Here is a 25,561-nt window from a genome sequence, read left to right as displayed (position 1 = left end):
CATGACCGTGACGCCCTGCTGACCGCGTTCGTTGCGTACGACGGAGGCCGCACCCCTGGACGTGGGGTGCGGCCTCTCCCCTTTTGGCTCGGTCGCCTACGGGGCGCTTTCAGCCGGTGTCGAGAGCCCGAACCCTCACTCTCGGCTTCGCTCGAGCGGGGGGCCCATGCGCTCTCGACACCGGCGCGCCCCGTCGGCTCCCTCGCGGCCGACGCGTGGGGACAGCGGGGGTTGGTGGGCCCTTGCCGCGATCAGCTCGCCAGCGCTGCCGTGTGCACCGCCCTCACCAGTCGCTCGTTCTCCGGCGCCGCCCCGCCCGGGTAGGCGCACCGCCGCCGCGTGTAGCCGTACGCCAGCCCGCTGCGCGGGTCCGCGAAGGCCTGTGACCCGCCGGCCCCGCTGTGCCCGAACGTCCCGGCGCCCAGGAACGGGTACCAGGCGTCGGCCGTGGCCTGGAAACCGAGCCCGAACGACCGGTGCGTGCGCGCCACCAGGTCGTATCCGATCGAGTGGATCTGCCCGACCTCGGCGACCGTGTCCGGCTTCAGCAGCGGCGGACGTCCGTCCACCTCGCTGATCGCCGCCGCGTACATCCCGGCCAGCCCGCGCGCGGCGGCGACCCCGCCCGCCGACGCCGGGCCCTTGGCGCGCACGGTACGGGAGTTGGCGTGATCCACCAGCTCACCCGGCTCCGGCACATGCGTGTTGAACGCGATCGAGGGGAGCGTGTGCGGCCCCTTCGGCACCGAGTCCAGCACCGCCTGCTGCTCCGCGGTCGGCGCCATCGGCCGCACGGACCGGAAGCGGATCTCCAGCGCCTCGGGCAGCCCCAGGTGGAAGTCCAGCCCGTACGGCGCCCGCACCCGCTCCTCGTACACCTCCTGGAGCGTATGGCCGGTGGCACGCCGTACGACCTCACCGATGAGCGCGCCGAGGGTGAGCGCGTGATAGCCGAAGGCCGTGCCCGGACGCCAGAACGGCCGCTGGTCCGCCAGCCGTTCGGCGATCGCGCGGTCGTCGGCCAGTTCGTCCCGGGTGAACCCGGCATCGATCCCGATCAGCCCCGCCCGGTGCGTGATCAGGTCGCGCAGCGTCAGCGCGCCCTTGCCCTCGGCCCCGAACTCCGGCCAGTAGTAGGTGACTTTCCGGTCCAGTTCGAGCGTCCCGTCCTGCACGAGAAGCGCGGCCACGAGGTGCGCGGCACCCTTGGTCGACGAGAACACGCCGTACAGGGAGTCGGCGGCCACGCCGTCGCCCACCCACAGGTCGACGACTTTGCGGCCGTGCACATACGCACACAACTGTCCCTCGTAGTCCGGCCGTTCCTCGATCACGAACGCGGCGAACTCCTCCCGTACCGTCTCGAAGCCGTCCGCGACGGTGCCGTGGATCTCTTGCGTCATCCGCTCTCCTCACCTGTACCGCTGCTCGCGGGTGCCACTGTAATCAAGGCCCGTGCGACCTGCGCGAATTGCCCCTTGGGATGGTCTCTGAAGAGGGGCTCGGTGCCGAACAGGACGGCCTGCGGGCCGCTGACCACGCAGGCCTGCCCCGCGGCCTGTGCGGGACCGCCCGAACCGTCCTCCGACGGCCGCCAGTGCCCCGAGACGAGCGGGTTTCCGGTCGCATACGACTGCTCCACCCGGACCCCGGGCCCAAGGTCGGCGAACCAGACGGGCGCGTAGACGAACCCGTGATCCGGCGTCCCGGACGTGACCGGGCCCGAATTCACCACGCGCGCCACACCGTTGGCGTCCTCGTTGCCCTCGACCGGTTTGGCGGCCAGGAGCCCGGTCGCCGCGTTGAGGTCCGCCCCCGTGGTTCCGCGCCCGACCAGACCGTGACCGGCGTCGAGGAAGGCGTCCAGGGCAGTGCGGGCAGTCGAGTTCAGGGCGCCGTGATCCAGCCCCGCCGACACGAACAGCACATCCGCCGTCGACCAGTCGAAGCCCGCGTTCAGTACGGCTGTCGAGACCGGCGTGACCTCGAAGTTCATCTCCCGCAGCGCGAACAGCTCACCCGGCGTGACGGCCGCGGCCACGCGAAGGCGGCGCAGTTCGGTGGTGCCGGTAGCCCTCGTCGCGTCGAAGGCGACGTCGTACGTCCGCGCCGCGACCACCGCGCGGGAACGCGCCGACGCCGGCACGATCGCACTGCCGTCGGCGGCCTGCCGCACTGGAACACCGTGCCGGAGAAGGGAGTTGAGCGCCGCGATCTCCTGCGGATCGTCGAGCCGCAGCCGCAGGTCGCCGCGCGGAGCGAAGTAACCGACGTCCGCGGCCTCGCGAACCGCCCGCAGCGGCGCGCCGTACAGGCTCCCGGACGTCACCGGCTCCACCGTCGCGCCCCACAGGCGGCCCAGACTCCAGCCCGAGATGTCGTACATCACCGAAACCTTGTCGCTGATGTCCCGCCCGTCGGCCAGCAGCACGTTCGCGAGCCCCCGCTTGGGCTGGCGCATGTCGACGACGTAACTGCCCCTGGCGTACGTCCGTCCGGCGAGCCGGAAGGCATGGGTCGCGCGGGTGACGCGGACGTCGTTGGCGAGGAGGTGGTCGACGAGGCGGGCCGCGGCGGTGGCGGAGCGCTGGGAGCCACCGGTGCCGGCGTCGGCCGGAATGACGTACGCGCGCGGGAAGTTCGTGGTGTACACGTCCTCGGGGCCGATGCCCGGGACGCCGGGGACGGTCTCCTCCGACACCGGGACCTGGTCGGCGCCCGCCGCCCCGCGCCGGAAGACCTCGATCTGGTCGGCGACGAGGGAGGTGCGGTGGGTGCGGACGAAGTCGAGGGTGGCGCGGAGGGCGGCGCCCGCCACGTCCACGTTGATCGCGGACCGGCGGCGCAGTTCGCTCTCCGGGAGGTTGGTGTAGGCCGCGTTGTTCACCGCCAGGGGGATCTCCACCGTGTGCGCGGCGACCGTGCCGTGGAAGGCCGCGTACTGCGGGGTGAAGATCGGCGGCCAGTCGTCCCAGCCCTCCTCCTGGTCCCGGAACGGTATCTGCGCGGGTCGCACGCCGTCCTTCGCGTGCGTGTAGCCGAGGCCGTTGACGGCCGTCTCCATGCGGAGTGCGTTGGCGTAGGTGTTCTTCAGGAAGAGGTCGTACTCGTAGTTCTCGCCGTGCGGGGGAGTGGTGGGCTCGATGAGCGTGCCGTTGACGTACCCGTGCAGGTCAAGCATGACGGCCGGCTGCTTGTCGATCTGGATCTGCCGCATCGCGCGCACCTCGGGTTGCGAGGCGGTGACGAAGTCCCGGTTCATGTCGAAACCGTTGGCGTTGGCGCGGGTGCCGGCTATACGGCCGTCCGGGTTGGCGGTGATGTTGAAGTAGAGGCGGCTGTGGGAGAGGAGGTCGCGCGTCTTCCGGTCGTCGGCGGTCGCGAGCCGCTCGATGAGCTTCAGGGAGGCGTCGGTGCCTTCCCACTCGTTGCCGTGGATGTTGTTGTTGACGAAGACGGGCGTCTTGTAACCCGCCTTGATCGCGGGGTCCTTGGCGGCCCTGGCCGGCGCGTTCTCGATCAGCTCGCGCATCCGGTCCTGGGCGCGGGCCTGGCGGGCGCTCTCCGGGGCGGTGACGGTGACGAGGTAGAGCCGGTGCCCGCCGGCCGAGCGGCCCGCGACCTCGACGCTCACCCGGTTGCCGAGCCGCTGCAGGGCGTTCAGCTTCGGGGCGATGGCGTGGTACGGGGTCAGGCCCAGCTTGACGGACTTGTCGGCGGGGTTCACCGGGTCGGGGGCCAGCACCTGCTCGCGCGGGTAGCCGCGCCCGGTGTCCGTGATGCCGGCGGTCGGAGCGGTGAGGGCCCGCTCGGCGGCGCTCGCGGGGGCATGGGCGGCGTGCCGGTCGGTGGCGGGGCCCTCCCGGGTGACGGGGGGCTGGGGATCCGCACCAGCGGTGTGGGCGGTGAGGAGCAGTGAACCCGCCGTGGTGACGGCGAGCGTGGCGATCAGAACGGGTCTCGCAGGAACGGTTCTCGTGGTGCGCACGCGTACCTCCTCCGGGGCTTCCTGAGATCGGTACGGCGAGGTGTACCTGTTCGACTCAACCGCAACAAGAGGGAGTTGGTGTCGCGGATGCCCCGGATGACGCATCCCGGGGGGTTCGTACAGGGCATGCTGACGCCAGAGGAACACGAACCGCGGCGACGGCGTGTGAGGCGAGGAGAGAGCCCGTGGCAACGATCCCTTCGCTCCCCAGCAGGGACGACGTACTGCGCATGGCCCGCACCACCACCGACATCACCGGCCAACTGCTCGACACGGCCGGGAACATCACCAGAATCGCCCTCAACACCTTCGACCCACGGGACGGTTCGGGCAGCGAGGCGCTGCGCGTGCTGCGCGAGACGACCGCGGAACTGGCCGAGGCGAGCGCGTCCCCGCAGGCCCAGGAGGCGTTCTACCGGATCATCGACACGCTGATGCGCCTCGGCACGAGCGGGGCGCCGCTCGCGGTGCACCCGGTGAGCGAGCCGGCCCAGGCGCTGCTGGCGACGCTGGGCGACAGCCTGCTGCCGGTCCTCGACGCGGTGGAGCCCGCCGTCGAGGAGTTCGCGGCGGCGCTCGGCGACCTGGTCGAGGCGACGTCACCGCTGCTGCCCGCGACGGCGGGCGCGGCCGCGGGCGCGCTCCTCGCGCTCACGCCGGTGATCCGGGAGGCGGCCGAGGTACTGCGTGAGTCGTCCCCCGAACTCCACCGCATCGCCGACGCCCTGACGGCCGCGCTGGCCCCTCTGATGCCGCTCCAGGTGGCCCTGGCGGAACGCGCGGCCACCGCCGGCGCGGGCGCGTTCCGGGCGACGCTCGCCCCGCTGGCCGACCTCACGGAGGCGGCAGCGGCGACGACGAAGGCGGCCCGCCCGGTGCTGATCGCGGGGGAGGAGCTGGTGGTGGCGGGCCTGGAACAGCTCCAGCCCATGCTGCTGGCGACGGCGTCCCGGGCGGGGCGGGTGGCCAGGGCGGCGGCGGTACGGGTGTCGGCGGCGGTGTCGCCTGCGGCGGACCAGGGGACCGTGGTGGCGATGACGCCGGCGTAGACCTCTCAGCCCGGCCGGCACCACTACTCAGCCCGTCCGGCGTTTGAGGACGAGCCCCGTTCAGGGCCGGCAGCGGGGGTCTGGGGGCGGCAGCCCCCAGGGATGGGACGGGTAGGGGCGGAGGGGGCGAAAACCCACCCCGGGAGCCCTCGCAGCGGAACGGTAAAGTGCCCCCCATGCGCGATCTCGGGGTGGGCTTCAACTACTTGGTACAGGGCCAGAAGTGGGTGGCCCGGCACGGCAAGCAGTACGGCTTCGGCCTGCTCCCCGGCCTGATCACCCTCGTCCTCTACGCGGCCGCGCTGGTCGCGCTCGCGCTCTGGGGCACGGATGCCGTCGCCTGGGCGACGCCCTTCGCCGACGACTGGTCCAGCCCCTGGCAGGGCCTCTTCCGCGGCTTCCTCACCGCCGTCCTGTTCGCCCTCGCCCTGCTGCTGTCCGTCCTCACCTTCACCGCGGTCACCCTCCTGATCGGCCAGCCCTTCTACGAGAACCTCTCCGAGAAGGTCGACCGGGACGTCTCCCCGGACGGCACGGCTCCCGAGTCCGGCCTGCCGCTCTGGCGCGAGCTGTGGATCTCGGCCCGCGACAGCCTCCGCATCCTCGTGCGCGCCGTGCTGTGGGGCATCCTCCTCTTCGCCCTCGGCTTCATCCCGGTCCTCGGGCAGACGGCCGTCCCGGTGATCGGCTTCTTCGTCACCGGCTTCTTCCTCACCGAGGAACTCACCTCGGTGGCCCTCCAGCGCCGAGGCATCGAACTCCGCGACCGCCTCACCCTCCTCCGCTCCCGCAAGCCCCTGATCTGGGGCTTCGGCACGCCTCTCGCGGTGTCCTTCCTGGTCCCGTTCGTCGCGGTCTTCCTGATGCCGGGGGCGGTCGCGGGCGCCACGCTCATGGCCCGCGAACTCCTCGGCGAGGAGACGGAGGAGACCGGGGCACACGACGGGACTCCGAACGAAGCGCGCGCTTGACCTCAAGCAAGCTTGAGCTTCTACGTTCGTCCCATGACGACCAAGCAGATCACGCCGCTCAAGACGTACTCCCACGAAGAACTGGCCGCCCAGCCCATCGGCTTCTGGAGTTCCGAGGCGGGCCGCCGCATGGTCGGCGCCCTGCGCGAGCAACTGGCGGTGGAGGACCTCACCCAGCCCCACTGGTGGACGCTCAACCACGTCGCCGGCAAGCCCGGCACCTGGACCCGGGCCACCCTCACCGAGCGGCTGACCTCGTACGACGACCTCGACACCGACTTCGACGGCGTCTACGACGACCTGATCGCCCGAGGCTGGATGACGGAAGAGGCGGGCGGCATGACGCTGACCGAGGAGGGCGAGGCCGGCCGGCTGCGCGCCCGCGAGCGGAACCTGAGGGTCCACGAGCGGGCGCACGAGGGCGTCGACCCGGCCGACTTCGTCACCACGATCAACGTCCTGCGCCGCATGGTCGCCAACCTGGGCGGCAATGGCAATCTGCCGGAATGACGGGTCAGCTCCCGGCCGCCACCGTCAGGATCGCCCGCACCTGCCCGATGATGTCCAGCCGGTTCCGTACGAACTCCGGATCGGTCACCGTCCCGTTCGCCGGATCGGTGTTGCCCGCCCCGAACTGCAGCACAGGCGTGTGCACATGCCCGCCCGGCAGCGAGTCGCGCAGCCCGAGCCGGTCCCGCAGCAGCGTGGCCCGGTAGGCGATCTCGTTGGAGAGATAGTTCCCACCGCCCCCCTGACGGGCCGTCGACCCTTCCGTCGGCCCGTCCGGCCGTACGACGGGCTCGGTGCCGCCCGCCGGGATCTCGGTCACCTGCGTGTTGTCGTACACGGGGAACCGCCCGGTGTCCGCGGCCACGATCCTCTCGTACGGCAGGGTCGTCGTCGTCCACTGCGGCTGCGAGGCCGGGTCGGTGACCGGGATGGTCTCGGTCCTGCTGACGTTGTCGTTGTCCGGGAATCCGCCCCGCCAGGCCCCGTTGGTCCGCTCGACGTCGAACCGGCCCACGCGCCCCTGGCTGACGGTGGCGAAGAGATCCACCTTCTTCAGATACGGCCGCAGCGTCCGCTCCACGCTCCCGTCCGCGAAGTCCTCCCAGCGCACGGGGAACACGACGGTCTCCACGCGCGCCGGCCCGTCCGCGGTCTCGATCACCGTGCCGTCGAGCGCGAGCGCGGTGGCGCCCGAGGGGTTGGAGATCCGGATGTCCCGGTCCAGCGTGAAGGGGTCGAACCCGGTGACCAGGATGCGCTTGACGCCCTTGCCCGGCGGATAACGAACGGCGGTCTGCCCGCGCGAGGTCCGCTCCAACTCACCGAGCAGCGCGGCGCGTTGGCTCTCCGCGAGCCCGAACCCCGGCTCCCAGGTACGCACATCCCGCGTCATGGCCAGCCGAGCCCAGTACAGCGGCCGGTCGTCGTCCCGGCTGAGATCCCCGCCCGCCGCACCCCGCCCCTGCGCCCGGTCGACGGCCCGCCGCCACAGCGCCGACCCTTCGCGTACGACGACCCGACGGGCCTCGGCATAGGAGCGGGCCGCGGTGAGCGTCCTCGCGAACTTCCCCGCCGTGGCGTCGAATCCGGAACGTCTGAGGATCTCCTGGGGCACGGCCCGGTCGAGCCGCTGTTCCTCGACGGTGGGTGAGGGAGCGGTGTCGGCCGCCGCCGTGGTCGTGGGGGCCGCCAGCCCCGCCAGCAGGGCCAGGCCGAGCACGCCGATCCGAACGCGTATGGAAGTCAAGGCAGTTCAGGTCCTTCTGTCGCCGTGGGGAAGCGCTGATACCGAACGGCGGCAGTATCGCGTGACAGAAGTGGTCTACGCCATGGGGTGTGGCTCAGGAGGGCAGCATCAGCATGGCGAGCATGAGCAACGGAACCACCTGGAACACCGCGGCCCCACGCAGCCGGGCCAGCCACAGCACGACACCGATGACCGCTCCGGCAGCAGCGGAGGGCCGTTCACTCCTCGCCCAGCAACCCCAGAAAGTCCCGGAACGCCCCCGCCATGTCCACCGACTCCGGGTCCAGCAGCCACTGGTACTGCAGCCCGTCCATCACCGCGACCAGCAGAGGAGCCGCGCGCTCGGGCGTGAGCCCGCTCGGCAGACGGTCGCCGTACTCGGTGCGCAGGACAGTCGCCATCGACTCCCGCACCCGGCCGTACCGCTCGGTGAAGTACGCCCGCGCCGGATGCCCCTCCGTCACGCTCTCGCCGAGCAGCGCCGAGAAGGTCTGGATGATGCCGGGCCGCATGGCGTTGTACTCGACGAGTGAGGCGAGCAGGTCGGTCCGCCACGGCCCGACTGGCACCGCGTCCCACTTGTCCCGCTCCTCCAGGACGGCCACGAGCAGCGCGTCCTTCGTCGGGAAGTAGTGCAGCAGGCCCTGCTGGGTCAGCCCGACCCGTTCCGCCACGGCGGCCAGGCTCGCCCCCCGGTAGCCGCGCTCGGCGATGACCTCCAGGGCGGCTCCGACGATCTCGGCGCGTCGTTCCGCGCTCCTGGTCCTGGCGTTCATGGCGTCACCGTACGGCATCTCGAACATCAATACATAACGCGAAGATAACGAAACCTACCGACCTACAGGCGACAGGTGCACGATGGGTAGGGCACCGAACGGACTTCGACGAGGAGGCACCGCGATGGCGGCACCGCAGGAAACGGCCGACGAGACCCGCGAGGCGGCCGTCGAGGCCGCCCTCCGCAAGCTCGACCTGGACGCCAAGGCCCGGCTGCTGGCCGGCCAGGACATGTGGTCCCTGCCCGCGCTGCCGGAGATCGGCCTGAAGTCCCTCGTCATGTCCGACGGCCCGATCGGCGTCCGGGGCGTGCGCTGGACCGCCGACGACCCGTCCGTCGCGCTGCCCTCGCCGACCGCCCTCGCCGCCACCTGGGACCCCGAACTCGCCCGCAGGGCAGGGGTGCTGCTGGCCCAGGAGGCCCGCCGCAAGGCCGTCCACGTCCTGCTCGCCCCCACCGTCAACCTGCACCGCTCCCCGCTCGGCGGCCGCCACTTCGAGGCCTACAGCGAGGACCCGTACCTGACCGGACGGATCGGCGCCGCCTACGTCACCGGCGTCCAGTCCGGCGGCGTCGGCACCACCGTCAAGCACTTCGTCGCCAACGACGCCGAGACGGACCGCCTCACCGTGAACAACCTGGTCTCCGAACGCGCCCTGCGCGAGCTCTATCTCGCCCCCTTCGAGATGATCGTCGAGAACGCCCACCCGTGGGGCATCATGACCGCCTACAACTCGGTCAACGGCCCGACCATGACCGAGCACCGCTACCTCGTGAACGAGGTCCTGCGCGGCGAATGGGGCTTCGACGGCGCCAACGTCTCCGACTGGACCGCCGCCCGGTCGACCGTGGGCGCCGTCGAAGGCGGGCTCGACGTCGCCATGCCCGGCCCGAAGACCGTGTACGGCGAGGCGCTCGCGCAGGCCGTACGGGACGGCGAGGTGGAGGTGGCCAAGGTCGACGCGGCCGTGCGCAACGTCCTGCGGCTCGCCGCCCGCGTCGGCATCCTGGAGGGTGCCGAGCCGGTGGTGACGGATCTGCCGGACACCGTCGACGGCGAGGCCCTGGCCCGCGAGATCGCCCGCCGCTCCTTCGTCCTCGTCCGCAACGAGCGGGACGCCCTGCCCCTGAAGCCCCACGGCACGGTCGCCCTCATCGGCGCAGCCGCCCGCGACGCCCGCGTCCTCGGCGGCGGCTCCGCCACCGTCTTCCCCGCCCGGATCGTCTCCCCGCTCGACGGCCTCACCGCCGCCCTCCCCGACGGCAGCCTCAGCTACGCCGTCGGCGCCGACCCGAACACCGAACTCGCCGCCGCCGACCAGGGCTTCGAGTTGCGGGCCGTCTGCCGTGACACCGACGGAAACGTCATCGGCACCGGCTCCGCCCCCAACGGCCTGATCCAGTGGATGGGCACGGACCTCCCCGACGGCGTCACCCACGACCGCCTGCACACCGTGGAACTGACCGGCACCTTCACCCCGCGCGAGACCGGCCCGCACACCTTCGGCATCAAGGGCATGGGCGCGTTCACCCTGCGGATCGACGGCACCACGTACTACGACGACGTCCAACGCCCCGCCCAGGACGAGCCCTTCGCGGCCTTCTTCGGCGCCCCCGTGCCCCGGGCCCGGCCCGAACTCACCGCGGGCCAACCGGTGCGGGTCTCCCTCACCTATGAGGTCGCCGTTGGCGATGACCACCCCATGAGGGTGATCGGCTTCACCCTCGCCCACCAGGGACCGCAGCGCGACCCCGAGGAGCTGATCGCCGAGGCGGTGGCCGCCGCCCGTGCCGCCGACACCGCCGTCGTCGTGGTCGCCACCACCGAGCGCGTCGAGTCGGAGGGCTTCGACCGCACCGACCTCACCCTCCCCGGCCGCCAGGACGAACTGGTCCGCGCGGTCGCCGCCGCCAACCCGAACACCGTCGTGGTCGTCAACTCCGGCTCCCCGGTGGAACTGCCCTGGCGCGAGGAGGTCGCCGCCGTCCTGCTCGGCTGGTTCCCCGGCCAGGAGGGCGGCGCGGCCCTGGCGGACGTACTGACCGGCGCACACGAGCCCGGCGGCCGACTGCCGACCACCTGGGGCTCACTGGCCGACGCCCCGGTCACCCAGGTCGTCCCGCAGGGCGGCGAACTCCCGTACCGCGAGGGCGTGTTCATCGGCTACAGCGCCTGGGAGAAAGAGGGCCGTGTCCCGTCGTACCCCTTTGGCCACGGCCTCGGCTACACCGACTGGACGTACGAGTCGGTCGAGGTGCGGGGCACGGCCGTCCGGGTCCGCCTCCGCAACTCCGGTGCCCGCGCGGGGCGCGAGGTCGTCCAGGTCTACCTGGCGCCCGCCGAACCCGACGTCGAGCGCCCGGCGCGCCGGCTGGCCGGGTTCGCGGCGGTGGAGACCGGTCCCGGCGAGGTCGTCGAGGCCACGGTGGAACTGCCCGGCCGGGCGTTCGAGATCTGGGACGAGAAGACCAACGCGTGGTCGCATGTGAAGGGTTCGTACGAGATCCAGGTCGGGCGCTCGATCTCCGACCGCCGGCTCACCGCGACGATTAACGTCTGATCCGGGACACGTCCCACGAGCAGCCCCGGTCCGGGACCTGACACCTGGGCCGGGGCTCGTGTCGTTCCGGTACTACCGAACCGAGAACCCGTACACCGTCTCCGACCGGAACACCTCACCCGGCCGCAGCACCGTGCTCGGGAACTCCGGGCGGTTCGGGGAGTCGGGGAAGTGCTGGGTCTCCAGCGCGATGCCGTCGCCCGGCGCGAAGGGCTCGCCCAGGTGGTCGGCGGTGTACAGCTGGAGGCCGGGCTCGGTGGTCGCCACGGTCAGGGCGCGGCCGGACGCGGGGTCGTACAGCTCGGCGACCTCGACGGGCGCCTCGGTCAAGCCCTTGTCGAGCACGAAGTTGTCGTCGTACCCGGCGCCGGCCTTCCGCGCCTCGCGGAAGTCGAAGCGGGTGCCCGCCACCTCGTCCAGGGCGCCGGTCGGGATCAGGTCCGCGTCGACCGGGGTGCGACGCGAGGCGGCGATCCGCAGCTCGTGCCCGCCGGCGTTCCCTGACCCGCCCAGATTGAAATAGCTGTGGTTGGTGAGGTTCACGACGGTCGGCGCGTCGGTGACGGCCTCGTACGCGATCCGCAGCGCGCCGGACTCCGTCAGCGTGTACGTCGCCGAGACCTCCAGCCGGCCCGGGAAGCCCTCCTCGCCGTGCGCACTGACCCGGCTCAGGCGCACGCCGTGCGCGACCGGCTCCATGTCCCACACCCGCTTGTCGAAACCGCGCTCGCCGCCGTGCAGGGAGTTGGGCGGGTTGTTGAGCGCGAGCGCGTACGTCCGGCCGTCCAGCGGGAGGCGGCCGCCCGCGATCCGGTTCGCGTACCGACCGATCAGCGCACCGAAGTACGGCTCCGGGTGCGTGAGGTACCCCTCCAGGTCCGCGAACCCCAGCACCACGTTCCCCGCACGCCCGTCCCGGTCCGGAACCTCCGCCGCCTGCACGATCCCGCCGTACGACAGAATCCGTACGCGGACGCCCGCCCGCTCCAGGGTCCAGCGGTGGACGGGAGTGCCGTCGGAAAGTGTCGCGAAGAGTTCGTTCATGTGCGGAACTTTAAGTGACGGCTCTTGCGTCACGCCTTCTTCCCCGTGACCGTGCGGTACGCGATTTCCGCCAGCCGGGCCTGTCCGTTCACACTCGGGTGAAACCAGTCCCACTGGCTCAGCTGGCCCGTGCCGAAGCGGTACTCGTACACCGCGCCCCCGTCGAAGCGGCAGCGGCGGTCCTTCGCGCAGACCTCCTCCAGCACCTCGTTGTAGTCCTCCACCCGCTTCTGCACGGTGTCCCGGCGCTCGGTCGCCGCCGCGTCCAGGGCGTCCGCGTCGCCCAGCATGGACGGGCAGATGCCCAGCTTCCACACCTGCTTGCCCATCGGATTCGTACGGCCCTCCGACCACAGCCGCTTCAGGTTCGGCACGCTCGCCACGAACACCTGGGCCTTGGGCTCGGCTTTGCGCAGCGTGCTCAGCGCGTCCTCGAAGCCGGAGCGGAAATCGGCCACCGAGGTCATCGCCGCGGTGCTGTCCCGGCACGCGTCGTTCGCCCCCACCATCACCGCCACCAGCCCCGGCTTCCGCGTCGCCGCCTGCGCCATCTGGCCGGGCAGGTCCGCCATCCGCGCCCCGGTGACCGCGTAGTTCCAACTGCGCTCGGCGGCCTTCGTCTTCCCCAGCAGCCGTACGGCGAGACTGTCGACGTCGGCCCTGCTGCCCGTCGCCCAGGACACCTCGGGGCAGTCCGCCAGCACCGAGCACGCGTCGAAACCACGGGTGATGGAGTCGCCCACGGCGGCGATCGAGTCCGGGCTGCTGTCCCAGAGCGGAGTCGGCTTCGGCGACGGCTTGGCCTTCTGCGCCTGAGTGCCGCTCGGCCCCGGCGAGTCACCACCGACGGCGTCACAGCCGGCGACGCCCAGGACGGCCGCCGCCAGGACGGCGAGAGCGGCCCGCGAGCGGCGGCTTGGGTTCGGCATCCGGTGGTGGTCCCCTCGGTCGTGGTGCGATGTCGTGAACGGGAAAACGCCATCCGTTCATAACAACGCGCGAGGGTTCCCGACCGATCATATGGATCACCATGCAACGGATCGCACCCGTACAAGCGTCCTGCCGGGTGAATGGCAAGCGTTTCACGGCACTGGGACCGACGGTACGTCACACTCCTTGCGCCGCCGCACGGTAGCCTCGCCATCAGCGTGGCTGCCTGGCCACTGCCGTCCGACAGTTCGCAAGATGTCCCGCTCTGCCCGGAGGTCCCGGTGACGACACGTGGAGTTCTGTACGTGCACTCCGCGCCGCGCGCGCTGTGCCCGCACGTCGAGTGGGCCGTCGCCGGGGTGCTCGGCACGCGCGTCAGCCTCGACTGGATCCGGCAGCCCGCCGCGCCCGGCACCTGGCGCTCGGAGTTCTCCTGGCAGGGTCAGGTCGGCACCGCCTCCAAGCTGGCCTCCGCACTGAGAGGCTGGCACCTCCTCCGCTTCGAGGTCACCGCCGAGCCCTGCGCCACCGCCGAGGGCGAGCGCTACAGCTGCACCCCCGACCTCGGCATCTTCCACGCCGTCACCGGCATCCACGGCGACATCCTCATCCCCGAGGACCGCCTGCGCGCCGCCCTGCTCCGCTCCCAGCGGGGAGAGACGGACCTGGAGGCGGAGTTGGCGAAGCTCCTCGGCAAGCCGTGGGACGACGAACTGGAGCCCTTCAGGTACGCGGGTGAGGGTGCGCCCGTGCGGTGGCTCCACCAGGTCGTCTGACAGGTCGTCTGATTTCCGATCAGCACGTTCCCCAGCACGCACGAAGGGCCCCCACCAGCCGGTGGGGGCCCTTCATACACGTACAAGCGAGTCTCAGACCGTACGGAACGCCAGCACCACGTTGTGCCCACCGAACCCGAACGAGTCGTTCAGCGCGGCGATCCGGCCCTCGACGGGCAGCTTGCGCGCCTCACCCCGCACCACGTCCGCGTTGGCCTCGGCCTCCGGGTCGATGTTCTCCACGTTGATGGTCGGCGGAGCCACCCGGTGGTACAGGGCGAGCACGGTCGCGACCGTCTCGACACCACCGGCGCCACCCAGCAGATGCCCGGTCATCGACTTGGTCGCCGACACCGCCATGTGGTCGACGTCGTCGCCGAACACCTTGCGCAGCGCCTTCAACTCGGCCACGTCACCGGCCGGCGTCGAGGTCGCGTGCGCGTTGACGTGCATGATCTCGGCCGGGCTCAGATCCGTGCGGTCCAGCAGGTTCTGCAGGGCGTGCGAGATGCCCCGCCCCTCCGGCTCCGGCTGCACGATGTCGTGGCTGTCGGCGGAGATGCCCTGCCCGACCGCCTCGGCGTACACCCGCGCACCGCGCTTCGCGGCGTGCTCGGCGGACTCCAGGACGATCACACCGGCGCCCTCGCCGAGGACGAAGCCGTCGCGCGCGACGTCGTAGGGACGCGAGGCGCCCTCAGGGTCGTCGTTGTTCTTGGACATCGCCATCATGTTGCCGAACGCGGCGATCGGCAGCGGGTGGATGGCCGCCTCCGTGCCACCCGCGACGACGATGTCGGCGCGGCCGGTGCGGATCATCTCGATGGCGTAGCCGATGGCCTCGGCCCCCGACGCGCAGGCGGAGACCGGCGTGTGCACGCCCGCACGGGCGCCCACCGCCAGACCCACGTTCGCGGAGGGGCTGTTCGGCATCAGCATGGGGACGGTGTGCGGGGAGACGCGGCGGACGCCCTTCTCCTTCAGCACGTCGTACTGGTCGAGGAGGGTCGTCACGCCACCGATTCCGGAGGCGATCACCGCACCGAGCCGGTCGGGGTCGACGCTGGCGTCTTCACCGGCCTTGGCTTCGAAGCCGGCGTCCCTCCACGCCTCCTGGGCGGCGATCAGCGCGAACTGCGCCGAACGGTCCAGCCGGCGGGCCTGCGGCCGCGGGATGACCTCGGTCGGCTCCACGGCGATCTGCGCGGCGATGCGGACCGCCTGCTCGGCGGCCCACTCCTGCTCCAGTGCCTTGACGCCGGAACGTCCGGCGATCAGGCCCTCCCAGGTAGAGGCTGCGTCGCCACCCAGCGGTGTGGTTGCGCCGATACCGGTGACGACCACGGTGCGATTGGTCGAGCTCACGGGAATTCTTTCTCCAACGGATCGGGATTCAGCGGCGCCACCGCCGGGTGGCGGGGCCAGGCAACCGGCCTTGGATCAGGCCTGGTGCTTGAGGATGTAGTCGGTCGCGTCGCCGACGGTCTTGAGGTTCTTGACGTCCTCGTCGGGGATCTTGACGTCGAAGCGCTCCTCGGCGGCGACGACGACCTCGACCATGGACAGCGAGTCGACGTCCAGGTCGTCGGTGAAGGACTTGTCCAGCTGGACGTCCTCAACCGGGATGCCGGCGATCTCGTTCACGATGTCGGCGAGACCGGCGACGATCTCTTCCTGAGTGGCGGCCATGTCGGGCGCTCCTTCGTAGATATCAGAGGGTGTTGGCAGGTACTTACCGCACCGGATCCGATGATCCGGCACGGAGTGCCTAGGGGAGGGTAACGACCGTCGCGGCGTACACGAGACCCGCCCCGAATCCGATGACGAGCGCGGTGTCGCCGCTCTTCGCCTCGCCGGTCGCCAGGAGCCGCTCCATCGCGAGCGGAATCGAGGCGGCCGAGGTGTTGCCGGTGGTGCGCACGTCGCGGGCGACCGTGACGTGCTCCGGCAGCTTGAGAGTCTTCACCATCGAGTCGATGATCCGCTCGTTGGCCTGGTGGGGAATGAAGACGTCCAGGTCGTCCGGGGTGATCCCGGCCGCGTCCAGCGCCTGCTGCGCGACCTTCGCCATCTCGAACACGGCCCAGCGGAACACCGCCTGGCCCTCCTGCGCGATCGCGGGGAACTTGACGTTGCCCTCGCTGTCCAGCGGGAGTTTGCCCAGGTCGCCGATGCGGTATTCGTTCCACGGGATCGTCTGCTTGATCGTTCCGGCTTTGTCGCCCTCGGAACCCCACACCGTCGGACCGATGTGCGGCTCCTCGGACGGGCCGACCACGACCGCGCCGGCGCCGTCGCCGAACAGGAAGGCCGTCGCCCGGTCCTCCAGGTCGGTCAGGTCGCTCAGCCGCTCGACGCCGATGACCAGGACGTACTGCGCCGAGCCCTCGACGATCATGCCCTTGGCGAGGGTGAGGCCGTAACCGAAGCCGGCGCAGCCCGCCGAGATGTCGAAGGCCGCGGCCTTCGCCGTACCGAGCTTGTCGGCGATCTCGGTGGCCACGGCCGGGGTCTGGCTGAAGTGCGAGACGGTCGAGACGATCACGCCGCCGATCTGCTCGGCGGAGATCCCCGCGTCCGCGATCGCCTTGCCGGACGCCTCGATGGACATCGCGGCGACGGTCTCCTCGTCGTTCGCCCAGTGGCGGGTCTCGATGCCGGAGCGCGAGCGGATCCACTCGTCGGACGAGTCGATCTTCTCGAGGATCACCTCGTTCGGCACGACCCGGGTGGGACGGTAGCCGCCCACGCCGAGGATGCGCGCGTACGGGGCGCCCTTGCTGGGCTTGATCTTCGACATGCTCTCGGGCTCCTTGTCAGGCACTGTGCTCGGCGATGAGCTCGCGGGCCGCGTCGAGGTTGTCGGGGGTCTTCAGGGCCAGCGTCTTCACGCCGGGCAGCGCGCGCTTGGCGAGACCGGTCAGCGTGCCGCCGGGGCACACCTCCAGCAGAGCGGTGACGCCGAGCTCCTTGAAGGTCTCCATGCACAGGTCCCAGCGGACCGGGTTGGCGACCTGGCCGACAAGGCGCGAGACGACCTCGGCACCCGTGGTGACAGGCCGGCCGTCCTTGTTCGAGACGTACGTGATCTTCGGGTCGGCGGGCGCGAGCACCTCGGCGGCCTTCGCCAGCGTGTCGACCGCGGGGGCCATGTGGTGCGTGTGGAAGGCGCCGGCCACCTTCAGGGCGACGATCTTGCGCACGCCCTCGGGCTTGTCGTCGTTCAGCGCGGCGAGCTGCTCCAGCGTGCCCGCGGCCACGATCTGACCGGCGCCGTTGACGTTGGCCGGAGTCAGGCCCAGCTTCTTCAGGTGCGCGACGCTCACCTCGGGGTCACCGCCGAGCAGCGCCGACATGCCGGTCTCGGTGACGGCGGCGGCCTCGGCCATGGCCAGACCACGCGTGCGGACGAGGGTCAGCGCGGCGGTGTCGTCCAGGACGCCCGCGAAGGCGGCGGCGGTGAACTCGCCGACACTGTGGCCCGCGACGGCGCCGGGCGCACCCGCCGCGTCAGCGGCAGATGTTGCGGCACCGAGTGCCGAGGCGGACAGGAGACCGGCCGCGACCAGCAGCGGCTGAGCCACGGCTGTGTCGCGGATGGCGTCCTCGTCGGCCTGCGTGCCGTAGTGGACGAGGTCCAGTCCGATGGCGTCCGACCACGCGGCGACGCGGTCCGCGGCACCGGGGAGTTCGAGCCAGGGAGTCAGGAAGCCGGGCGTCTGGGCGCCCTGGCCGGGAGCGACGAGTACGAGCACTCTCACACTCTCTCTTGGGGACGGGCACGGCCGCCCGTGGGGACAAGGACGAAGAACACGAAGGGGTTTTGTAGGCCCCCGACAAAAGGCTAGAGCTGGAGATCGCCGTCGACCAGACGCCCCAAGATCAGCGCGATGCGCAAAGTGAACGCCGACCGGACATCGGAGGGCGACCAGCCGGTGACGTCAGTCACACGTCGAAGCCGGTAGCGCACGGTGTTGGGATGGACGAAGAGCATCCTGGCCGCCCCCTCCAAACTGCTCGCCTGTTCGAGGTAGACGGAGAGCGTCTCCAGGAGTGCCGAGCCGGCCTCTTCCAGTGGTCTGTAGATCTCCTCCACCAACTGCTCGCGGGCCGAGGGGTCACCGGCGATCGCGCGCTCCGGCAGCAGATCGTCCGCCAGCACCGGCCGCGGGGCGTCCTGCCAGGCAGAACACGCCTTCAGCCCGGCGGCCGCGGCCTGCGCGGAGCGGGTCGCGGCGAGCAGATCGGGTACGACGGGACCCGCCACCACCGGCCCGGCGGCGAACGGCCCGATCAGCGACTTGGCGACGGCGAGCGGGTTGTCGCTGCCGCCCGCGATGACCACGAGCCGGGCCCCGAGCACGCCGGTGAGCACCTGCAGCTTGGCGTGCCGGGCGGCCCGCCGGATGGCCTCGACGGTCAGCTCGCTGTCACCGTCGGGAGCGGCACCCAACACCACGCACACATGCTCGGGCGAGTTCCAGCCGAGCGCGGCGGCCCGGCTGACGGCCCCCTCGTCGGCCTCGCCGCTGAGCACGGCGTTCACGACGAGCGACTCCAGCCGCGCGTCCCAGGCACCGCGTGCCTCGGCGGCCTGCGCGTACACCTGGGCGGTGGCGAAGGCGATCTCCCGGGCGTACACGAGCAGCGCCTCGCGCAGGATGGACTCGTCCCCGGGAGCCGCCACCTCGTCGATGGCGGACTCCATGACCTCGATGGTGGTGCGCACCATCTCGACGGTCTGCCGCAGCGTGATGGCCCTGGTCAGCTCGCGCGGCGCGGTCCCGAAGACGTCGGTGGAGATGGCCTGCGGGGCGTCCGGGTGCCGGAACCACTCGGTGAAGGCGGCGATACCGGCCTGCGCGACGAGCCCGATCCAGGAACGGTTCTCCGGGGGCATCGCCCGGTACCACGGCAGCGTCTCGTCCATGCGCGCGATGGCCTGCGCGGCGAGACTGCCGGACGACTTCTCCAGCCGCTTCAGGGTCGCGGTGTGTGCGTGGACGTCGGGCGCTGTGGAGCCGTTGCGGCGGGTTTCGGGTTCGGGCACGGGACAAGACTGCCTTATCCGGACGGGAGTGCGCGTCGCCGGGTGCCGGGTGAGGGCTACGGTGGTGCCCGTGATGGACGTACGGCGCGCCACGCAGCGCTACCGAGGCGGCGACCGGGGGACCGGAATCCAATCCCTCCACGCCTTCTCCTTCGGCCCGCACTACGACCCCGACAACCTCCGCTTCGGCGCGCTGATCGCCTGCAACGAGGAGCGGCTCGCTCCCGGCGCCGGCTTCGACGAACACCCCCACAGCCACACCGAGATCGTGACGTGGGTGGTCGAGGGCGAGCTCACCCACCGCGACTCCACGGGCCACGAGACGGTGGTCCGCGCCGGGGACGTGCAGAGGCTGAGCTCGGCGGCGGGCGTCCGCCACGTCGAACGCAACGACGGTTCGGCACCCCTGACCTTCGTCCAGATGTGGCTGGCCCCGCTGGAGCCCGGCGGCGACCCTTCCTACGAGATCGTCCACGGCATCGCGGACTCGACGCCGTACGCCGTCCCCGAGGCGGGCGCGATGCTCCACGTACGGCGCCTGGCGGCGGGCGAACGGACGGCGGTGCCGGACGGGCCGTACGTGTACGTGCACGTCGTACGGGGGGAAGTGGGCCTGGACGACGAGCGGTTGGGACCCGGCGACGCGGCGCGGATCACGGATGCGAAGGATCTGGAGGCGGTGGGGGTGACGGAGGCGGAACTGCTGATGTGGGAGATGCAGCCGTAACCGCACGTAGCTGCGGGCAGTCGTGCCGCTGGGGCGGCTCCCGACCCACAGAGGGCGGCACCCCGCCGGCGCCGGGCCGCGCGACCCACCCCCGCCCCGCCCCAGCCGACCTCAGCCCCGCAACTCCGCCAGCACAGCATCCGTAAAGACCGGCCACGCCTCGATCGCCCACGGCCCGAACGCCCGAGCCGTCAGCGCCACACACGCCACCCCCGCATCCGGATCGATCCACAGAAACGTACCGGACTGCCCGAAATGCCCGAACGTGCGCGGCGAAGACGAAGCCCCCGTCCAGTGCGGCGACTTGGAGTCCCGGATCTCGAAACCCAGCCCCCAGTCGTTCGGGCTCTGGTGCCCGTACCCCGGCAGCACGCCCTTCGTCCCCGCGTACTGGACCGTCATCGCCTCCGCGACCGTACGGGGATCCAGCAGCCGCGGCGCCTGCACCTCCGCCGCGAACCGCACAAGATCCTCCACGGTCGACACGCCGTCCTTCGCGGGGGAGCCCTCCAGAGTCGTCGAGGCCATACCCAGCGGCTCCAGCACCGCCTGCCGCAGATACTCGCCGAACGGAATATCCGTCGCCTTCGCGATGTGGTCCCCGAGCTGCTCGAACCCGGCGTTGGAGTACAGCCGCCGCTCCCCGGGCGCGGCCGTCACCCGGTGCTCGTCGAAGGCCAGCCCCGAGGTGTGAGCGAGCAGATGCCGCACGGTCGCCCCGGCCGGTCCGGCCGGCTCGTCGAGCTCGACCGCCCCTTCCTCGTACGCGACGAGAACGGCGTACGCGGCGAGCGGCTTGGTGACCGAGGCCAGCGGAAAACGCCGCCCGACCGGACCGTGGGTCCCCAGGACCGTCCCGTCGGCTCGCACCACACCCGCCGCCGCGGCGGGAACCGGCCAGTTTTCGATCAACGCGAGACTCTTCAAGGGCATGCTGCCGAGCCTAAGCGGCTCATAGCACCAGCCGCATCGAGGGGTCCGGCTTGTGCACGAAGCCGAGCGACGCGTACAGCGGCACGGCCTCGGCGGACGCGTGGAGGTCGATCTTGCCGGCGCCCCGCTCGCGGAACCACTGGAGCAGCTCCTCCATGCAGGCACGCGCGTACCCGCGCCGCCGGACCTCCGGATCGGTCGCAACGCTGAAGACGTACCCGTCCCGCCCGCGCGGATTGCCGGCCCGCCCGATCCGGTACTCCAGCGTCCCCGCCACCAGCGCCGCGAGCGACCCCGGCCGCTCCGGATGGTCGACCACGAACGCCGCGAAGTCCCCGTCGGGCTCGGCCAGTCGGCCACGCAGGGCCGGCAGGGACTCCGCGTGCCACGCCGTGTCCGCGGCGTCCGGTCGGTCCATCGAGTCGATCATCACCTGGCGCAGCCGCAGTACTTCCTCCGCGTCCTCGGGCCCAGCACGTCGTACAAGACTCATGTACCGCACGCTAGCCAGCCGCCCTGTGACGCGTCCCGTCGATTTCTTACCGATCCCGCTTGCTTGGAGTGCACTCCAAGGTCCTAGCGTTGAGGCCATGACGGTGATGGAGACCACGGGTACCAGGACCGACAGCTGTGCCGCCCCGCAGCACGCCGGGCGGCGTCCGGAAGGCCAGGACAGCTACACGATCAGCGAGGTCGTCGCGATCACCGGTCTGTCCGCGCACACCCTGCGCTGGTACGAGCGCATCGGACTGATGCCGCACATAGACCGCTCGCACACCGGTCAGCGTCGCTACAGCAACCGCGACCTCGACTGGCTCGACCTCGTCGGCAAGCTGCGGCTGACCGGCATGCCGGTCGCCGACATGGTGCGTTACGCGGATCTGGTGCGCGAGGGCGACCACACCTACGGCGACCGTTTCGAGCTGCTGAAGGCGACCCGCCAGGACGTTCTGGCCCGGATCGCGGAACTTCAGGACACGCTCGCATTCCTCGACCGGAAGATCAATTTCTACGCGGACGCCGGGCGGGCACTGGCGTCGGAGAGGTCCTGATGACGGACAGCAAGATCCCCGCGGTCCAGCTCGGCGACGGCGGCCCCGAGGTCGGCGTACAAGGCCTCGGCTGCATGGGAATGAGCTTCGCGTACGGCCCCACGGACGCGGGTGAGTCGCGAGCCACCCTGGAGCGCGCCCTGGAACTCGGCGTCACCCTCTACGACACGGCGGACGCCTACGGCGCGGGGGAGAACGAGAAGTTCCTCTCCCCCTTCTTCAAGGCGCACCGGGACGAGGTCGTCATCGCCACGAAGTTCGCCCTGTCGATCCCGCCGGACGATCCGACGACACGGGTCATCCGCAACGACCGGCCGTACATCCGTCAGTGCGTCGAGGCCAGCCTGAAGCGCCTGGACGTCGACGTGATCGACCTCTACTACATGCACCGGCGCGATGTGAACGTGCCGATCGAGGAGACCGTCGGCGCGATGGCCGAACTGGTGCGCGAGGGCAAGGTCAAGCACCTCGGGCTGAGCGAGGTCACGGCCGACGAGCTGCGCGCCGCGCAGGCCGTGCACCCGATCGCCGCCGTGCAGTCGGAGTGGTCCCTGTTCAGCCGGGACATCGAGGCGTACGTGGTGCCGGCGGCCCGTGACCTGGGCGTGGCCCTGGTGCCGTACTCGCCGCTGGGCCGGGGCTTCCTCGCGGGCACGTTCGTGAACGCCGAGAAGGATCTGACCACGGACGACTTCCGGCGCACCCACCCCCGCTTCACCGGCGACAACGCGACCGCCAACGCGGCCCTGCTGGAGCCGGTGCGCAAGGTGGCCGAGGCTCACGGGGTCTCGCTCGGGCAGATCGCGCTGGCGTGGGTGCAGCAGCAGGCTCGGACGCACGGTCTGCCGGTGGTACCGATCCCGGGCACGCGCAAGGTCACCCGCATCGAGGAGAACACGGCGGCCACGCGGATCGCGCTGGGCCAGCAGGACATGGCCCTGCTGGAGCCGATCGCCGCGCAGGTGGCGGGCACGCGGTACCCCGATATGTCCTTCGCTTCTGCGGGCAGGGAGTAGGAGCCTTCTACAGCTCCGCCAACAACTCCGCCTTCTTCACCGAGAACTCCTCATCCGTCACCAAGCCCGCCTGATGCAGTTCCCCCAAGTGACGGATCCGCTCGGCGATGTCGGCGGGGTCACGGCGCGGTCCCCCGGAGGGAATCGCGGGAACCGCCCCGCACTCCCGGACCGCCGCCAAGACCGCCGCGGCGAACGGCAGCGACTCGTGCACCGGACCGTACCCCAGCCCGAACACCACAGCCGCCGGGTCCTGATCGGCCTGCGCGGGCGGCTCGGCCGCATCCCGCCGCAGCAACCGCAGATGTCCCTCGAAGACCTCGGGGGACCGCCACTCGACGCCCGTCAGGTCGGCGACCGGGAAACTCTGGTCGCCGGCCTTCCACTTCGCCGACGACGCCCCCGTCCAGAACCACCGGTAGTGCACGGTCCGCCCGTCGAAGGACGCCTTCCCGTCGTACGCCTTGAACTGCAACGGCACTTCAGGCGCCGGCACCAGAAACCGTTCGGCCGGCTCGTCGCCCACCTTGGTCACCTGGGCCCGCAGCTCGTCGGCGTAGTACTCGGCGAGCGTCTCCCTCTCGGCCGGCAGCACCAGCCGATACGGATCGGAGCTCTCCTTGAGCTGCCCCGCGGCCGCCTCCATCAGCGGATCGGCGCCGGGCCTCGGCTCGGCACGCAGCACCACGGTCCCGCGCCTGCCCGGGGTGAGCGTCACTCCCGAGAGCGCCGACAGCGGGACGCGGCGCTCGCCGAGCGCCTGGAATAGCTTGGGCGTTCGCATCCCCCGTTCGTAGCGGATGAGCACGGAGTCGGACTCGAACTCCCAGGCGGCATGAAATCCGGCCAGTACGTCACCCATGCGGTTCATCGTATGCGGCACGAGCACCTTCGTCCCCTCCCCGTACAGACCGCAGTTCCTGCGCCTCTACGCGCGTCCGGCCGTCGTCGTGTCGGACAAACCCTCCCGGCAGGCCGCAGTATTGCCCGCGCAGTGCACCGAGCGGTATGCGCCAATGCCGATCTCCGCGAAGTTCAGCAGGCTCTCCGTGCCCGGTTCGAAATAGCCGCTGTGCCCGTCCGCGCCGCGCGCCGACAGCACCCGCGCGCCGAACGCCGAGGACATCGGGTCGGCGCCGTGGCCGAACCCGCCGACCTCCAGGTACGGCACGTCCTGGACCCAGTCGTCGGCGTCCCGCATCGCCCACACCTGGGCGGAGGTGTGCAGGTGGGAGGCCGTCGCGGCACGCATTCCGGGGCTCCCGGCCACCGCTATGTCGGCGACCCGGCCCGGCAGCGTGCGCGCGGCGAGGCCGCACACCACGGAGCCGTAGCTGTGGCAGAACAAGGAGACCGGGGAGCTGCCGGGCAGCCCGCGCAGCAGCGCGTTCAGCCGGTCGGCGCCGTCCGCCGCGCGCATCGCGGTGGCCGAGTCGATGCCGAGCCCGTCGGGCGCGGTGTAGTCGGCCCAGGCGATCACGGCCGTACGCGTCGTGGGGCTCGCGGCGCGCTCGGCGGCGTACAGGGACTCGGCCATGCCGACAGGCGCGGAGTACTTGCGGGACGTGCGCTGGAAGGTGAGCAGGTCGGTGTCGACGCCGGGGACGACGACGGAGACCCGCTCGGCCTTGTTCAGACTGCCGAAGACCTCGGCGACCCGGCCCGTGCCCGCGGGGTCGAAGGCGAGGATGCGGCGGCCCTCGCTCAACAGCGCCTCGTAGCGGTGCATACGGCGGCCCGCCTCCCGCTGCCCGTCCGGGGTGAGCCGGGTGTCGTGCATGCGTTTCAGCTCCACCTTGCGGGCCTGCCCGAGCGCGATGCGGTTGGCCTGGTAGCGCAACTCGACGGGGGCGCCGTTCATGTTGCCGACCGCGAGCGGGTAGCGCCGGGCGAGGCTGGTGCGCTCGTGTGCGGTGAGCGAGGCGAAGAAACGGGAGAGCAGGCCGGGGGCCGCGTCCGGGTCCGGCAGCCGGTGTCCGTGGAGGTGTCCGTCCTCCCACTCGCTGAGCGAGGACTGCAGGGCTGTGGTGCTCCGCTGGGTGCGCAGCGCGGTCCAGCCGGTGGTCGCCAGCATCACGAACACCACGGCCAGCGCGAGCAGTGCGCGCCAGACGTTCAGTTGGGGAGAGGTATCGAAGGAAGTCACTGAAAGGACACACTAGGAGAACGGGAGGGTCTCGCGTTAACCGAGTGGCGCGGATCACGTTTCGGTATCGGTGACGCCGATCTCATGTCGTACGCCAGTTCCCCAGGAGCGGCGGACCCACCTGATCGAGGTACGACGCGGTCAGCTCGCGCATGGCCTCCATGCTGAAATCCTCCCCCGCCGACCACATCCGCTCGGTCACCCGGATCACGCCGCTGAAGACGGCCACCACGAGGCGCGGCCGCGGGTCCGCGTCCACGTCGAGCCCCTCGCGCTCGGCGATGATCCGCGCGGTCTCCTCCTCCAGCTCCGCCGAGCGCCGCAGGTGGGCGGCGAGCAGGGCGGGCGACGACTCGATGATCCGGTAGGTGCGCATGTGGAGTTCGAGCGGCACCACCCGCTCGATGGCTTCGCCGATGGTGTCCCAGCTCTCCAGGACGGCCTGGCGCATCGCCTCCAGCGGGGCCTCGTGCGGCGGGCGGCCGCGCACGGCCTCGACGAAGTGCGATTCCGCGATCCGCGGCACGAAGAAGGCCACGTCCTCCTTGCTCGCGAAGTAACGGAAGAAGGTGCGCTGCGAGACGTCGACGGCCTCGGCGATGTCGTCGACGGTGGTCTGTTCGTAGCCGCGGGTGGCGAACAGTTCGATGGCGGCCCGCAGCAGCGCGTCCTGGGTGCGCTGTTTCTTGCGCTCGCGCAGCCCCGGCGGCGATGCGGTGTCCATGGTTCCTCTCCTTCGAACTGTTTGCCCAGTTCAGGCTATCTGTGAGTGACGTGACAGTTA

At 71.2% G+C, this 25,561-nt stretch carries 24 protein-coding genes; 8 read left to right on the top strand and 16 right to left on the bottom strand.

Features of this window, described 5'->3' with window-relative positions; translation table 11 throughout:
* Positions 1 to 251: 251 nt before the first annotated feature.
* Together ABT063_RS01310 and ABT063_RS01305 are read right to left on the bottom strand one after the other, a co-directional pair.
* Entirely contained in the window at positions 252 to 1,403 is a 1,152-nt protein-coding gene (locus ABT063_RS01310) for a serine hydrolase domain-containing protein (protein WP_351054980.1), read from the bottom strand.
* Positions 1,400 to 3,988, bottom strand: coding sequence for a M14 family zinc carboxypeptidase (locus ABT063_RS01305; RefSeq protein ID WP_351054979.1), 2,589 nt, complete (start codon positions 3,986 to 3,988; stop codon positions 1,400 to 1,402). The genes ABT063_RS01310 and ABT063_RS01305 overlap by 4 nt, the downstream gene beginning before the upstream one ends.
* A 185-nt stretch (positions 3,989 to 4,173) precedes the next feature.
* Between ABT063_RS01305 and ABT063_RS01300 the strand changes: the two genes are divergently transcribed.
* From ABT063_RS01300 to ABT063_RS01290, 3 genes are all read left to right on the top strand, one after another.
* Positions 4,174 to 5,037, top strand: coding sequence for a hypothetical protein (locus ABT063_RS01300; protein WP_351054978.1), 864 nt, complete (start codon positions 4,174 to 4,176; stop codon positions 5,035 to 5,037).
* A 176-nt stretch (positions 5,038 to 5,213) separates the two neighbouring features.
* Positions 5,214 to 6,008, top strand: coding sequence for an EI24 domain-containing protein (locus ABT063_RS01295; RefSeq protein WP_351054977.1), 795 nt, complete (start codon positions 5,214 to 5,216; stop codon positions 6,006 to 6,008).
* Positions 6,009 to 6,041: 33 nt separating this feature from the next.
* Positions 6,042 to 6,518 carry a MarR family winged helix-turn-helix transcriptional regulator gene (locus ABT063_RS01290; protein WP_351054976.1) on the top strand — a complete coding sequence of 159 codons (477 nt, stop codon included), beginning with the start codon at positions 6,042 to 6,044 and terminating at the stop codon, positions 6,516 to 6,518.
* Positions 6,519 to 6,522: 4 nt separating this feature from the next.
* Here ABT063_RS01290 and ABT063_RS01285 read toward each other — a convergent pair whose 3' ends face one another.
* Together ABT063_RS01285 and ABT063_RS01280 are read right to left on the bottom strand one after the other, a co-directional pair.
* Entirely contained in the window at positions 6,523 to 7,764 is a 1,242-nt protein-coding gene (locus ABT063_RS01285) for a pyroglutamyl-peptidase I (RefSeq protein ID WP_351054975.1), read from the bottom strand.
* Positions 7,765 to 7,982: 218 nt separating this feature from the next.
* Complete coding sequence (locus tag ABT063_RS01280) at positions 7,983 to 8,558, bottom strand: TetR/AcrR family transcriptional regulator (protein WP_351055232.1); 576 nt, start codon at positions 8,556 to 8,558, stop codon at positions 7,983 to 7,985.
* Positions 8,559 to 8,664: 106 nt separating this feature from the next.
* Between ABT063_RS01280 and ABT063_RS01275 the strand changes: the two genes are divergently transcribed.
* The gene (locus ABT063_RS01275) at positions 8,665 to 11,103 is read left to right on the top strand and encodes a beta-glucosidase (protein ID WP_351054974.1); all 2,439 of its coding nucleotides are present in this window, start codon (positions 8,665 to 8,667) and stop codon (positions 11,101 to 11,103) included.
* 72 nt (positions 11,104 to 11,175) lie between these two features.
* On the opposite strand, the gene ABT063_RS01270 is transcribed toward ABT063_RS01275, so the two are convergent.
* Entirely contained in the window at positions 11,176 to 12,147 is a 972-nt protein-coding gene (locus ABT063_RS01270; RefSeq protein ID WP_351054973.1) for an aldose epimerase family protein, read from the bottom strand.
* Positions 12,148 to 12,176: 29 nt separating this feature from the next.
* Positions 12,177 to 13,076, bottom strand: coding sequence for an SGNH/GDSL hydrolase family protein (locus tag ABT063_RS01265; protein ID WP_351054972.1), 900 nt, complete (start codon positions 13,074 to 13,076; stop codon positions 12,177 to 12,179).
* A gap of 282 nt (positions 13,077 to 13,358) precedes the next feature.
* Between ABT063_RS01265 and ABT063_RS01260 the strand changes: the two genes are divergently transcribed.
* Complete coding sequence (locus ABT063_RS01260; protein WP_351054971.1) at positions 13,359 to 13,853, top strand: DUF3145 domain-containing protein; 495 nt, start codon at positions 13,359 to 13,361, stop codon at positions 13,851 to 13,853.
* Positions 13,854 to 13,946: 93 nt separating this feature from the next.
* Here the strand turns inward: ABT063_RS01260 and ABT063_RS01255 are convergent, their stop codons facing one another.
* From ABT063_RS01255 to fasR, 5 genes are all read right to left on the bottom strand, one after another.
* Positions 13,947 to 15,218, bottom strand: a complete 1,272-nt coding sequence (locus tag ABT063_RS01255) for a beta-ketoacyl-[acyl-carrier-protein] synthase family protein (protein WP_351054970.1) — start codon at positions 15,216 to 15,218, stop codon at positions 13,947 to 13,949.
* A 75-nt stretch (positions 15,219 to 15,293) separates the two neighbouring features.
* Positions 15,294 to 15,542, bottom strand: coding sequence for an acyl carrier protein (locus tag ABT063_RS01250; protein ID WP_015660680.1), 249 nt, complete (start codon positions 15,540 to 15,542; stop codon positions 15,294 to 15,296).
* Positions 15,543 to 15,621: 79 nt separating this feature from the next.
* The gene (locus tag ABT063_RS01245; protein WP_351054969.1) at positions 15,622 to 16,653 is read right to left on the bottom strand and encodes a ketoacyl-ACP synthase III; all 1,032 of its coding nucleotides are present in this window, start codon (positions 16,651 to 16,653) and stop codon (positions 15,622 to 15,624) included.
* A gap of 16 nt (positions 16,654 to 16,669) precedes the next feature.
* Positions 16,670 to 17,608, bottom strand: coding sequence for an ACP S-malonyltransferase (locus ABT063_RS01240; protein WP_351054968.1), 939 nt, complete (start codon positions 17,606 to 17,608; stop codon positions 16,670 to 16,672).
* 89 nt (positions 17,609 to 17,697) lie between these two features.
* Positions 17,698 to 18,903, bottom strand: coding sequence for a fatty acid biosynthesis transcriptional regulator FasR (gene fasR / locus ABT063_RS01235; protein ID WP_351054967.1), 1,206 nt, complete (start codon positions 18,901 to 18,903; stop codon positions 17,698 to 17,700).
* A gap of 73 nt (positions 18,904 to 18,976) precedes the next feature.
* Between fasR and ABT063_RS01230 the strand changes: the two genes are divergently transcribed.
* On the top strand, positions 18,977 to 19,630 hold the full coding sequence (locus ABT063_RS01230; RefSeq protein ID WP_351055231.1) for a pirin family protein: 654 nt from the start codon (positions 18,977 to 18,979) through the stop codon (positions 19,628 to 19,630).
* A 111-nt stretch (positions 19,631 to 19,741) separates the two neighbouring features.
* Here ABT063_RS01230 and ABT063_RS01225 read toward each other — a convergent pair whose 3' ends face one another.
* Both ABT063_RS01225 and ABT063_RS01220 read right to left on the bottom strand, forming a co-directional pair.
* On the bottom strand, positions 19,742 to 20,563 hold the full coding sequence (locus ABT063_RS01225; RefSeq protein WP_351054966.1) for a serine hydrolase domain-containing protein: 822 nt from the start codon (positions 20,561 to 20,563) through the stop codon (positions 19,742 to 19,744).
* 19 nt (positions 20,564 to 20,582) lie between these two features.
* The gene (locus tag ABT063_RS01220) at positions 20,583 to 21,056 is read right to left on the bottom strand and encodes a GNAT family N-acetyltransferase (protein ID WP_351054965.1); all 474 of its coding nucleotides are present in this window, start codon (positions 21,054 to 21,056) and stop codon (positions 20,583 to 20,585) included.
* 97 nt (positions 21,057 to 21,153) lie between these two features.
* On the opposite strand from ABT063_RS01220, the gene ABT063_RS01215 reads away from it, so the two are divergent.
* Positions 21,154 to 21,615, top strand: a complete 462-nt coding sequence (locus ABT063_RS01215; protein WP_351054964.1) for a MerR family transcriptional regulator — start codon at positions 21,154 to 21,156, stop codon at positions 21,613 to 21,615.
* Positions 21,615 to 22,631 (top strand): aldo/keto reductase, encoded by a 1,017-nt coding sequence (locus tag ABT063_RS01210; RefSeq protein WP_351054963.1) that lies wholly within the window; start codon positions 21,615 to 21,617, stop codon positions 22,629 to 22,631. The genes ABT063_RS01215 and ABT063_RS01210 overlap by 1 nt, the downstream gene beginning before the upstream one ends.
* Positions 22,632 to 22,638: 7 nt before the next feature.
* Here ABT063_RS01210 and ABT063_RS01205 read toward each other — a convergent pair whose 3' ends face one another.
* The 3 genes from ABT063_RS01205 to ABT063_RS01195 all read right to left on the bottom strand — a co-directional run bounded on the left by ABT063_RS01205 (position 22,639) and on the right by ABT063_RS01195 (position 25,501).
* A complete protein-coding gene (locus tag ABT063_RS01205; RefSeq protein WP_351055230.1) occupies positions 22,639 to 23,502 on the bottom strand; it encodes a DUF4429 domain-containing protein in 864 nt (287 codons plus the stop codon).
* Between the two features lie 57 nt (positions 23,503 to 23,559).
* The gene (locus ABT063_RS01200) at positions 23,560 to 24,777 is read right to left on the bottom strand and encodes an alpha/beta hydrolase (RefSeq protein ID WP_351054962.1); all 1,218 of its coding nucleotides are present in this window, start codon (positions 24,775 to 24,777) and stop codon (positions 23,560 to 23,562) included.
* An 82-nt stretch (positions 24,778 to 24,859) separates the two neighbouring features.
* Positions 24,860 to 25,501, bottom strand: a complete 642-nt coding sequence (locus ABT063_RS01195; protein WP_351054961.1) for a TetR family transcriptional regulator — start codon at positions 25,499 to 25,501, stop codon at positions 24,860 to 24,862.
* Positions 25,502 to 25,561: the final 60 nt, after the last annotated feature.

The organism is Streptomyces sp. NPDC002838 (genome assembly GCF_040295365.1).
In the GTDB taxonomy this organism is placed as follows: domain Bacteria; phylum Actinomycetota; class Actinomycetes; order Streptomycetales; family Streptomycetaceae; genus Streptomyces.
This window is presented reverse-complemented; position numbering and strand designations above follow the sequence as displayed.